Annotated in this window: 12 protein-coding genes and 2 tRNA genes; 8 read left to right on the top strand and 6 right to left on the bottom strand. The window is 31.7% G+C overall.

Annotated elements, in window-relative coordinates:
• Nucleotides 1-179: 179 nt before the first annotated feature.
• From N1F73_RS01630 to rplM, 3 genes are all read right to left on the bottom strand, one after another.
• A tRNA-Ile gene (locus N1F73_RS01630) sits at nt 180-256 on the bottom strand.
• A 59-nt stretch (nt 257-315) separates the two neighbouring features.
• Nucleotides 316-717, bottom strand: coding sequence for a 30S ribosomal protein S9 (rpsI, locus tag N1F73_RS01625; protein WP_259289834.1), 402 nt, complete (start codon nt 715-717; stop codon nt 316-318).
• Nucleotide 718: 1 nt separating this feature from the next.
• Nucleotides 719-1,153 carry a 50S ribosomal protein L13 gene (rplM, locus tag N1F73_RS01620; protein WP_259289835.1) on the bottom strand — a complete coding sequence of 145 codons (435 nt, stop codon included), beginning with the start codon at nt 1,151-1,153 and terminating at the stop codon, nt 719-721.
• Nucleotides 1,154-1,348: 195 nt separating this feature from the next.
• Here rplM and N1F73_RS01615 point away from each other — a divergent pair, with 195 nt between their 5' ends.
• The 5 genes from N1F73_RS01615 to N1F73_RS01595 are packed head-to-tail and all read left to right on the top strand — an operon-like array spanning nt 1,349 to nt 5,985.
• Nucleotides 1,349-2,506 (top strand): aminotransferase class V-fold PLP-dependent enzyme, encoded by a 1,158-nt coding sequence (locus N1F73_RS01615; protein ID WP_260359674.1) that lies wholly within the window; start codon nt 1,349-1,351, stop codon nt 2,504-2,506.
• On the top strand, nt 2,496-2,915 hold the full coding sequence (locus N1F73_RS01610; protein WP_396888676.1) for an iron-sulfur cluster assembly scaffold protein: 420 nt from the start codon (nt 2,496-2,498) through the stop codon (nt 2,913-2,915). The genes N1F73_RS01615 and N1F73_RS01610 overlap by 11 nt, the downstream gene beginning before the upstream one ends.
• Entirely contained in the window at nt 2,908-4,140 is a 1,233-nt protein-coding gene (locus tag N1F73_RS01605; RefSeq protein WP_260359670.1) for a DNA polymerase IV, read from the top strand. The genes N1F73_RS01610 and N1F73_RS01605 overlap by 8 nt, the downstream gene beginning before the upstream one ends.
• A 1-nt stretch (nt 4,141) precedes the next feature.
• On the top strand, nt 4,142-5,239 hold the full coding sequence (locus N1F73_RS01600; protein ID WP_260359668.1) for a nicotinate-nucleotide adenylyltransferase: 1,098 nt from the start codon (nt 4,142-4,144) through the stop codon (nt 5,237-5,239).
• An 8-nt stretch (nt 5,240-5,247) separates the two neighbouring features.
• Nucleotides 5,248-5,985: a pseudouridine synthase gene (locus N1F73_RS01595; RefSeq protein ID WP_260359666.1), complete on the top strand. Its 738-nt coding sequence runs from the start codon at nt 5,248-5,250 to the stop codon at nt 5,983-5,985.
• A gap of 3 nt (nt 5,986-5,988) precedes the next feature.
• On the opposite strand, the gene N1F73_RS01590 is transcribed toward N1F73_RS01595, so the two are convergent.
• The 3 genes from N1F73_RS01590 to N1F73_RS01580 form a co-directional block, all read right to left on the bottom strand.
• On the bottom strand, nt 5,989-6,912 hold the full coding sequence (locus N1F73_RS01590; protein WP_260359664.1) for a bifunctional oligoribonuclease/PAP phosphatase NrnA: 924 nt from the start codon (nt 6,910-6,912) through the stop codon (nt 5,989-5,991).
• A 58-nt stretch (nt 6,913-6,970) separates the two neighbouring features.
• On the bottom strand, nt 6,971-8,803 hold the full coding sequence (locus tag N1F73_RS01585) for a ribonuclease J (RefSeq protein WP_259289842.1): 1,833 nt from the start codon (nt 8,801-8,803) through the stop codon (nt 6,971-6,973).
• A gap of 106 nt (nt 8,804-8,909) precedes the next feature.
• A tRNA-Ser gene (locus N1F73_RS01580) sits at nt 8,910-8,999 on the bottom strand.
• A gap of 122 nt (nt 9,000-9,121) precedes the next feature.
• On the opposite strand from N1F73_RS01580, the gene lgt reads away from it, so the two are divergent.
• The 3 genes from lgt (at nt 9,122) to rpmB (ending at nt 11,308) form a co-directional block, all read left to right on the top strand.
• A complete protein-coding gene (gene lgt, locus N1F73_RS01575) occupies nt 9,122-10,093 on the top strand; it encodes a prolipoprotein diacylglyceryl transferase (protein WP_260359660.1) in 972 nt (323 codons plus the stop codon).
• Nucleotide 10,094: 1 nt separating this feature from the next.
• Nucleotides 10,095-11,018, top strand: coding sequence for an NAD(P)/FAD-dependent oxidoreductase (locus tag N1F73_RS01570; protein ID WP_260359657.1), 924 nt, complete (start codon nt 10,095-10,097; stop codon nt 11,016-11,018).
• 95 nt (nt 11,019-11,113) lie between these two features.
• Nucleotides 11,114-11,308, top strand: a complete 195-nt coding sequence (rpmB, locus tag N1F73_RS01565) for a 50S ribosomal protein L28 (protein WP_259289845.1) — start codon at nt 11,114-11,116, stop codon at nt 11,306-11,308.
• The last annotated feature ends 6 nt before the right edge of the window (nt 11,309-11,314 follow it).

Genomic DNA, 11,314 nt, shown 5'->3' with positions numbered 1-11,314 from the left:
ATTAAATTTTGGTTGAATTAAAAGGAGTCAACCTAGTAAATAATATCAAAAATATAAGTCCAAATAAAAAACAAAAGTTCCCATTTACAAATTCGAAAAAAGTGGAACTTTTGTTTTTTATTTCACAAAAAAAAAAAAAAAAAAAATAGCTTTCGCTATTTCGGATCAACTTAATGATATGGTGCGAACGAATGGACTCGAACCATCGACCTCACGATTATCAGTCGTGTGCTCTAACCAGCTGAGCTACGCTCGCTTATGTGCTGCGGGATTATTATACCACAGCATAAAACATAATGAAATAAAAAATTAAAATTAACGTTTTGAGAATTGACGTGAACGACGTGCTTTACGTAAACCTGGTTTTTTACGTTCTTTAACACGTGCATCACGAGTTAACATTCCTTCTGGTTTTAATTTTGCTCTGTAAGAATCGCTAGCAAGCAATAATGCACGAGCAATACCTAAACGGATAGCACCAGCTTGACCGCTTAAACCTCCACCACGAACATTAACAGAAATGTCAAATTTTCCTTCAGTTTCAGTTAAAACTAATGGTTGTGAAGCGTCTTGTAAAAATAAATCAGAAGCTAAATATGCTCTTGCATCACGACCGTTAATTGTGAATTTACCTTCACCAGGTCTTAAAATAACACGTGCTGTTGAACTTTTACGACGTCCTAATCCACGGTATTCAATAACTGTTTTTTGTGCCATATTATCTTACCTCTAAACTTTCTGGTTTTTGTGCTTGGTGATTGTGTTCTGGTCCTGCAACAACAAATAGGTTTTTAATTTGTTTGTTTCCTAATTTTGTGTGTGGTAACATACCTGCAACTGCTTTTTGTACTAATGCAGTTGGTTTTTTAATTCTTAATTTAGCAGCATTAATACTTCTTAGACCACCTGGGTAACCTGTGTGGTGGTAGTACATTTTATCTTCTTCTTTGCTTGCTGTTAAAACAACTTTTTCAGCATTAACTACTATTACATAGTCTCCCATGTCAGCGTTAGGAGTAAAAGTTGGTTTGTTTTTTCCTCTTAATACAGAGGCAACAGTTGCTGCTAAACGACCTAAAACTTGACCTTCAGCATCAACAACGTATCATTTTTTGTTTGCGTTTTGTTTGTTAACAATTGTTGTTTGTCTCATTGTTTCTCCTCAAATTTTGGTAATAACCATTTTATTCGTTAACGGGATAATTTTTTACTGGATATTTCTCTCGTCGAACCGAGTATAACAAATACCACGACACAAGTGGTACTGATATAAATAAAAATATACAACAAATTTTTGAAAGTGAAAGCAATTTTATAAAAAAAATTAAATCTGCAATAAAATAATAATATGAAAAATTTAAAATCTTATTTTAGAATGGCTAAAAATATAACATATCTTGATAGTGCAGCCCTAGGTCTTAAGCCTAATGCCGCAATTAAGGCTAACAATGATTTTTATAATAAATACTCAGTGAGTGTAAGAACTAGTAATGCTCCACTAGGTATAAAAAACATCAAAATAATTAGCGATTTACGTGAAAAAATCGCAAAACTGTTAGATACAAATATAGAAAAAACATCTATTATTTTCACATCCGGAGCGACACAATCACTAAACAATTTTGCCTTAATGTTCGCAGACAAAATCAAAGGCAATGATGAAATATTAATATCTGCTTATAATCACTCATCAAATTTTATTCCGTGAATAGAATTGGCAAAAAAAGTTGGCGCTAAAGTAGTTGTTAAAGAAAATTTGGAAGGTTACATAAACGAAAAAACAAAAGTGGTTGCTCTTTCGCAAATCACAAACAATTTCAGCGTTAGATATGATTTAGAAAAAATTTATCAAAAAGCCAAAGAAGTGGGGGCAATTTTAGTTAATGATGCAGCACAGGCAATTGTTTATGAAAAAGTTTCAATGAATAATTGCGATGTTGTCGCCTTCAGTGCTAATAAATTTTACGGACCTACAGGTTTAGGAGTTTTAGCAGTTAATAACGAAGTGCTTTCTAAACTAAATCCAGTAAATTTTGGTGGCGGATCAGTATTGAACATCGATAGAGAAAACAACTGAATAAAAATTCCAAGTATCGATTTATTTGAACCAGGTACAGCAAATTTTGCTGGAATATATATGTTCAATGCCGCAATTGATTTTTTCAATACACATATTGGATACGAAAATACAGGTAAAATCTTGAATGATATTTCGAATTATGCACATAAAGAGCTGAAAAAAATCAATAATATTCAGGTTTATTCACAGCCAAGCGATCATATTATTTTATTCAATATTGATGGTGTTGATTCACACGATATTGCTCATTATTTAGGTCAAAATAATATTTATGTACGCTCAGGTTTATTTTGTGCACACTATGTAAGAAATGTCAAAGAGTCAAATTCTTATGTTCGCGTTTCTTTAGGAGTGTATAATACAAAATCAGATGTTAGAAAATTAGTTGACGCTTTGAAAAAAGGAGGTGATTTCATTGTCATATAATCAAGCCCAAAAAAGAGAAATAATAATGTCTCATTACACAAATCCACAATATAAAAAAGTAATTGAAGGAGATAAAAATATCAAGCACGGACAAGCGTGTGCCGACTATCTAGAATTCAAATATTCAATTAAAGACGGCAAACTTGTTGACTTGCATTTTGATGGTAGAGGTTGTGCCTTCATGATGGCTTCTACTGACTTATTAATTAGTTATTTAAACAATAAAACTGTTGAAGAGGTACTGAATTTTATTGATAAATATGAAGATTTTATTAGAAATGGCGGTGACGAAGAAACAGAAAAAATTTTAGGTGAATTAGCTATTTTCCAAAATGTTAATGAACATCCAAATAGAATTTTTTGTGCCACGATGTTATCAACTGCCATCAAAGAGAAATTAAATGGCTAATATTATTTTTCATATTGATTTTGATTCATATTTTGCCAGTGCACATCGAGTGCTCAATCCACAATACGAAAATAAACCAATCGCAATTGGAGATAATAAAAAAAGATCTATTGCTTGTTCCGTTAGTTATGAATTAAAAAATAAAGGTGTAAAAGCCGGCTGACCTAATTACAAAATTTTAGAGATCGAACCGCGCACAATTTTTATTAAACCAGACTTTAATTTGTACGTTAAATTATCAACAAAAATTTTTGATTTTTTAGTTGAAAAATACACAAAGAAAATTGAAGTTTATTCGATCGATGAGTGCTGAATGGATGTTAGTGATATTGTCGACGAAAACAACGCAGTGCAATTAGCTTTACAGATTCAAAAACAAATAAAGGAAAAATTTAGAATACCTGTGTCAATTGGTATTTCTTACAATAAGTTTATTGCTAAATTGTCCACTAATCTCGCAAAACCATATGGGGTGAGACAAACAAAAATCACTGATCTTAAAGATTGCATATGACCTTTAAAAATTGAAGAATATTTCGGAATTGGCAAGTCAACTTCTATTAAATTGAAAAATATTGGAATTGACACGATTGGTAAATTAGCAGCAAGAGACAGATACGATACTGATTTGCATGAAATATTCAAATCTCAAACATCTGTTTTTATTAACGAAGCAAGAGGAAACGGAAAGTCAGGTTTAAATTATGATCATAACGATCTAAAATCCATCGGAAATGAATTAACTTTTCTCTCGGTTGACTTAGACGATAGAACAGAATTATTAAAAATACTTTATCAATTGTCCTTAAAGGTTTCAAATAGAGCAATCAATCGTAATATGTTGGGTTATTCAGTTACTGTTTCTTTAAGAAGTGTTGAAAAAACATGAAAACGAAAACAATTAACGCTTAATCAACCAATAAATAACGCTGAAGAAATATACAAAAATGGTGTTATTTTATTCAATCAACTTTTCAAAGAAGAAATGATAAGGGGAATAGGAATAAAAATTTCACAACTGGTTAATGAATTCGATATTGCCAAACAGCAAACTATTTTTGACGATGAAAAAGTTGAAAACAATAATCAATTGAAAATCTTGGTTGATAACTTAAACAAAAAAATTAAAAGAAAAGTTTTAAAGACTGGTATTGAATTCGAAAAAGATAAAATCAAAGAAAACGTACAAAATCGTTATTTAAAAAGCGACAGAGAGGAAAAATAATATGAAAATAGGTTTATATGGCGGTAGTTTTAACCCAATTCACAACGGACATATGAAGATTGCAAAATATGCTTATCAAGAGTTGAATTTAGACAAATTAATTTTTATTCCCGCCTCAACTAATCCATTCAAGAAGAAACAAAAAAATGCACCGGATAATGACCGTGTAAAAATGATTGAGTTGGCTATTGAGGATGCTAACGAAAATTTTGAAGTTAGTTTATTTGAAATTAAAAAAGGTGGTTTAAGTTATACCTATGAAACAATAAGATATTTTGCCAATAAATACCCGCAAGATCAACTATATTTTATTATTGGCTCTGACTCATTACCAGCCTTACATAAATGAGAATTTATTGAAGAAATTACTCAAACAGCTCAATTTGTTGTGTTTAAAAGAGATAAAAATATTGATAAAAATAATATTAAAAAATTCAACATTTTGCAATTGAATAATCCAATTTACGAAGAATCATCAACAAAAGTACGCCGTGGCGTTTTAGATTACACAGACGAAAAAGTTAACTCGTATATCGGTGAAAACAAATTATATGCCAGTGAAATAGTGCACTCAACCTTGAGCGCCAAAAGAGCAAAACATTCATTGGCTGCTGCTGAATTTTGTGCAAAATTAGCTAAAGCAAATGGCATAGGCTATAACAAAGGTTATTATGCCGGTCTATTCCACGATATTTGCAAAGAAATAGACGAAAATAGTTCACGCGAATTTATTGCTTCATTTGGTTTAGATGGGTTCGACAAAGAAAAATTCCCATGGCATAAACTACACCAAGTTGCAGGTGCTCTATGAGTAGAAAATGTTTACAAAATAAACGACAAAGATATCGTTAATGCTATTGCATGTCATACAACGTTAAAATTAGGCGAATTAACCAAGATGGATAAAATTCTCTTTATTGCTGATAAAATTTGCGATGGCCGTGCTTTTACCGGTGTTCAAAAATTACGCAAATTAGCTTTAGAAAATCTTGAAGAAGGTTTTAAAGAAGTTGTGCGTGTAAACTATCAATACAATATTGATAAAGGTGTTAAATTTACTGATGAAGCATTGAAAATATACGAAAAATATTTGAATTAGGAAAGATTATGGACAAAGAAAAGTTACAAAAAGTTATAGCACATACAGGTTTAATTAGCCGTCGTGAAGCGGAAAAATTAATCGCACAAGGTAAAGTCTCAGTCAATGGTGTTATCGCCAAAATAGGCGATAGAGTTTTAACGACCGACGAGATAAAAATCAACAATAAACAATTAGCAATCGTGAACGATAAAATTGTTTATTATGTTTTAAATAAACCTAAAAAAACAGTTTCAAGTGCTAAAGATCAATTTAATAGACAAAGTGTAGTCGATTTAGTTCCCGACACTTATCGTGTTGTGCCGGTAGGTAGATTAGATTACAACACCACAGGAACAATCATATTAACAAATGATTTCGAAATGGTCAATAAACTTACTCATCCTAAATACGAAATTCCAAGAACTTATCGTGCAAGAATCAATGAACCTTTAACATATAAAGAATTTATGACCCTAAACGAAGGTGTGATGATTAATGGCAAAATTTCGAACCAAATTGTTGATCAGGTAGAAAACAAAAGCTATATGGTAACTTTACACGTCGGCTCATATCATCATGTTAAAAAATTGTTTGAGGCTGTTAACAAAAAAGTTATTAATTTAAAAAGAGTTTCATACGCTAATATAAATGTTGATAAAATGCCTGAAGGGACTTATCGTAACTTAACAAACAAAGAAATCAAGGATTTAAAAAATCTAATTAGATTGCAAGAAGAAAAAATAACAAAAAATAGCGAAAATTAATCGCTATTTTTTGTTAATTGTGGCAATTATTTCTGTAACTTTATCTAACGAATCGATATTGAAGCCTGAAGAATGGTAATGACCTCCACCGCCATATAAATTCGCTATTTTTGAGACATCAAAATACGAGTTAGAACGAATTGAACATCGATAATTATTGTATTTATCTTTTAAAATCACTAACGAGACTTCTGTATTAGAAATATCTAAAAAAGAATTTACTAATGGCCGCACAATATCATTTGAGATAACATCTTGCGAAATTACATGAGAAACTAGACCGTCAATTTTCATAGTTTTTAACGTGTTAAATATAGCTTGTTTTTCGTCTGTATTTAATTTGATTTTTTGTAATACTTCTTTATAATCCAAGCCGTTTTTCAGTAAAAAACTCATCGTGTCAAATGTAGTATTAGTGATGTTTCTCTGAGTAAAATTGTTGGTATCAGTAATTATTGCAACTGCTAATCCTTGCATTGCTTTTTGGTTAATTTTTAAACCTAACGCCATAACCATTTGTGTCAATAATTGCCCTGTTGCTGGTCAATAGTCGCCACCAATTCCAAACATAAATTCTTCTTCGACTGGGTGGTGGTCAAATTTTAGTGATTGCGAAGGTATAACTCTTTGATCAAAAACACGTTTTTTGTTTGAAGTATCCACAACAATTTTCAATGATTTATCAAAAAAAGATTGATCAACTAGGTCCAACTTGTCATCAAATAAAAATTCAAGATTGCGAGGGCAATCACCGCCAGATATTCTAACCTCTTCAGTCTTTGGCGAATTAATATCAATAATTTCTTTTAATGCCACAGAGGCACCGATGGTGTCACCATCGGGGTTTTTGTGTGTTAATAAGGTGATGAATTTAGCTTCAGATATATATTCTCAAAATTTTTTAAATTGTTCAGTTAAATTATTCATGAGCTAATTATACAAACATAATTAATTTTTTTCGTCAATAAAAAATAGAGCCCTTGCTCTATTCGATATCTTCTTCATCATCATGGATGTCATCATCTAATTCCGATTTATCACCAAACATTTCTGAACGGATATTTTTCAAAATTGATTTTGTTTTATCGTTAGATTTAGATTTTTTCTCAAATGAAATTTCAGAATTTTTCAATACTTCGTCATCTGCATCATCAGTGTATAAGATAGTTGGAATAATAATCGGTTTTCTTCTTTTTTCTTTATAAAATAAATTCTCAAGACGATCAACAATCAACTGTTTTAACTCAACAATATTGAACTCTTCAGTATTTTTTATGTAATATAGAGCGGCACCGTGTGCAACACGCTTAGCTTCTGTAACTAATGGTAGTGATGTTTTAACGTAAAATGCGCCACGTGAAATCAATGAAGGACGACCAATAATATTTTTATTTTTACGGTCTATAACTAAACAAATATTGACAAAACCACTCTCAGCAAGTTGTTGCCTTTCTTTAATAACGTTTGCATTCAGATTTAAAACATTATGTCCGTCAATATAAATTGGTCCATAATCTATTTTTTCATCTGTTTCACTCACAACACCTTTAATAATGTTGTACACACGTCCTTTTTCAGGAATAAAAACATTATCTGGATTTACACCATTACGCACTGCACTTTGACCGTGAACTATACTCATACGATATTCACCGTGGTAAGGAATAAAGTATTTCGGTTTTGTTAATTGGAATATTTTATCATGTTCGTGTTTATAAGCGTGTCCTGATGTATGTAAGTAGCCATCAACACCGTTTTCTTTTATGTCGGCTCCTAATTTTGCTAAACGATTGACAAGAAGCTCAATAACCATGTGATTACCAGGAATTGGACTTGATGAGAAAATAATTAAATCGCCTTTTTCGATTTTAACGCTTTGATGTTTACCGTGTGACATTCTGGCTAAAGCAGCTAATTGTTCACCTTGACTACCAGTAGTTAAAATAACTAAATCTTTATCCGGAACGTTAGAAACTTGTTTTTTATCAACTAAAACATTGTTGTCAACATTAATATAGCCTAGTTTACGACCTATTTTCACCCCGTTAACCATTGATCTACCAAATGTGGCGACTTTTTTACCTAATTTTGCAACAAGTTCAATAATAGCTTTAACACGAGTTAAGTTCGACGCAAAAGCAGTAATAATTATTTTACGGGTTGCTTGACGCATATATTTTTCAATGTCTTTTAAAATATCGTTTTCTGATGGCGAATGGAATGGACGCATAGCGTTTGTTGAATCTGATAATAAAACGGTTAAGCCTTCTTTGCCAATTTGATCTAAACGCGCAAAATCAGTATAACTTTCTCCGATCGGATTGTAATCAAATCTAAAGTCACCAGTACACATTATTGACCCGTTTGGTGTATTGATTCTAATTCCAAAAGCATCGGGAATTGAGTGTTGAGCTGATCAAAAATCAACTGAACATTTGCCAAATCTGTGGACTGCTGATTTTTCAATTTCAACAAATTCAATATCACCTGGGACTTTGTGTTCTTCAAATTTAAGTTTTAGGTACTGAATTGCAATTCTTGGAGCAAATATTTTTTTCAATGGAACTTGTTTAACTAAATAAACTACACCCCCGATGTGATCTTCGTGTCCGTGAGTGATGAATAGGCCTTTGATTTTATGTTTATTTTTAGCTAAATACGAATAATCAGGAATAATACCTTTGATACCTGTTTGGGCTGTATCTGCAAACTTTATACCCGCATCAACAATAAAAATATTGTCATCGTATTCAACAAATAGCGATGATTTACCAATTTCTTGGACGCCACCAATGGCTACTAGTCTTGTAGGTTTCATTCTCCCCCTGTCTATAAATATTATTAATAATAAGAAAATTTACAATTATAGTAATAACTAATGTTATACCACAAAAATCAATAAAGCAAAAAGGCAAATAAAAAAATGGCCGGTAGTAAGGGATTTGAACCCTTGAGCGATTTGCATCGCTATTTGTTTTCGAGACAAACCTCTTCAGCCACTCGAGCAACTACCGATTAATTTATCAATAAATTGATAGATGTGATTCAATAAAAGAATTACCACTTAATTTAATATACATTATAATTAAAAAAGTTAAATAATTATAATAATTTAAAAAATAAATAAGGAGGTTAAATGAATACTAATAATAAATACGATATAGTTGCCGGTATTCCTGCCAACTCTGGTTCAGTATTATTCACTATTGGATCATTCCCAATTCGTACATATTCAATCACAATGATGTTAGGTATGTTAGCTGCAATTTTGACAATTACTTTTTTCTGAAAAAGAGAAAAATATAAATGAGATATTCTATACACATTGATTGTTATTGTAATTCCCACCTCAATCATTGGCGCTCGTTTATGAGACTTAGTTGAAGTAGGCCTTTATGATCCTAGTTTCAAGTGAGCAGACTGGTACAAAATTTGAGAAGGGGGATTGAGTATTCAAGGGGGTGTTGTATTGAGTGCCGCCTGCGGAATGCTTTATATCTACCACCGTCGTCATGAGGTTGATTTTAGAAAGGTTATTGACTTTATTATCCCAACAATATTGATTGGTCAAGTGATCGGACGTTGAGGAAACTATGCAAACCACGAATTATATGGAAAAGTTGACTGAGACGGGTCTTCTGTGTTGATTTTTGGTAAAACCTTCGCACAAAACATGTTTATTTCCGATGCATACAGTGCTTCGTTAAACCAACCAGGACTATTCAGATATCCACTATTCTTATATGAAGGTTTAGCAAACCTTGCTGGATATTTAGTGTTAGTATGAATAATTAATTTATTTGGTTTGGCAAAACCAGGTTCAACATCAGGGTTATATTTCGTATGATACGGTTTAGTAAGATTGGCTCTTGAACCATTGCGTGAAAACGCATACCAAATTTATACAGTAGCTTCATTAGTCTTTATCGCAATCGGAACAATAATGTTTATCTACTTTATGTTCTTCAATTCAGTACACTACGCAAAAATTAAAGACAAATATAGATTTAAATACGTTTATGCGCATCCACAAAGCTACTTAGAACATGTAAACAAAACAAGATTGTTTGATAGAAAAAAACCATTATATACAATCTTAAGGGGGTAAAATGGATTACGATGTAATTATCATTGGTACAGGTCCAGCCGGTTCAAATGCCGCATTATACGCAGCTAGAGGCGGCCTTAAAACACTGATTATTGAAAAAGAAAACACTGGTGGCAAAATTGTCACAAGTGCCACAGTGGAAAATTGATTAGGTATTCCAACAATTTCGGGCTATGATTTGGGTGAAAAAATGGTAGAACACGCCAAAGAAAACGGGGCCAAATTAATCATAGGTGAAGTTGTTAAAATAAACTCTTTATCTGACTTCGAAAAAGAAGTTGTCTTGAAAAATGGCAATGTAATTACTGCAAAATCAATAATTATTGCAACAGGTTTGAAACACCGCGAACCAACGTTTATCAAAAACTATGACAAATTCAGAAATAATGGTGTTCACTTTTGTACAACTTGCGATGCACCGTTATATCGTAATAAAAACGTCGTTATTTTAGGAGGCGGAAATTCCGCTGTTGAAGAAGCTATTTTCGCCGCAAGGTTCGTTAATCATGTGGATATGATTGTTTTGAATGAAATTACTGCCGATAAAGTATTAGTTGATGCACTGCAACAAACCGAAAATATTACAGTTTATACTAAATCGCAAATACTAGAATTGAATGGCGATGAAAACGGAATTAATGAAATTGTGGTTCAAAACAATGAAACAAATGAAATTAAAAAATTTGATTCATTGGCCCTATTCTCATTGATTGGATTTGTCCCAGATGACTCAATTCACAAACACCTTAATTTGACTGATGAAAAAGGTTTTATAAAAGTCAATGAAGACATGGAAACCGCAGTAAAAAATATTTATGCTGCCGGTGATATCATTGTTAAAAAAGTTAGACAACTAATTACAGCAGCGGCTGATGGTTGCATTGCTGCTAAAACATTAATCGACAAATTAAACTTAAATAAATAGAGCAAAATTGGTAAAATTTATTTTTAAAAAATCATTTTTAGGTATAATACAAATACTTTTTATAAGATAATTAATTATTAAATGAAAGGAGCAAAATGGCTAGAGTAGATCAATTAACAGGAAAGCGTGCTCAAACAGGAAATAAACGTTCACACGCTATGAATGCATCTAAAAGAAAATTTAACTTAAATTTACAAAAAGTTAAAGTATACGTTGATGGCAAAAAAGTTACTTTAAGAGTTACAGCTAAAACTGCTAAAACACTTAGAAGAAACGCAGCTAGTGTTTAATTTCTT

Source organism: Mycoplasma sp. HS2188 (genome assembly GCF_025209835.1).
GTDB lineage: Bacteria > Bacillota_I > Bacilli_A > Mycoplasmatales > Metamycoplasmataceae > Mycoplasmopsis.
Note: the sequence above shows the minus strand (reverse complement) of the source record. Positions and strands in the feature narration are given on the sequence as shown.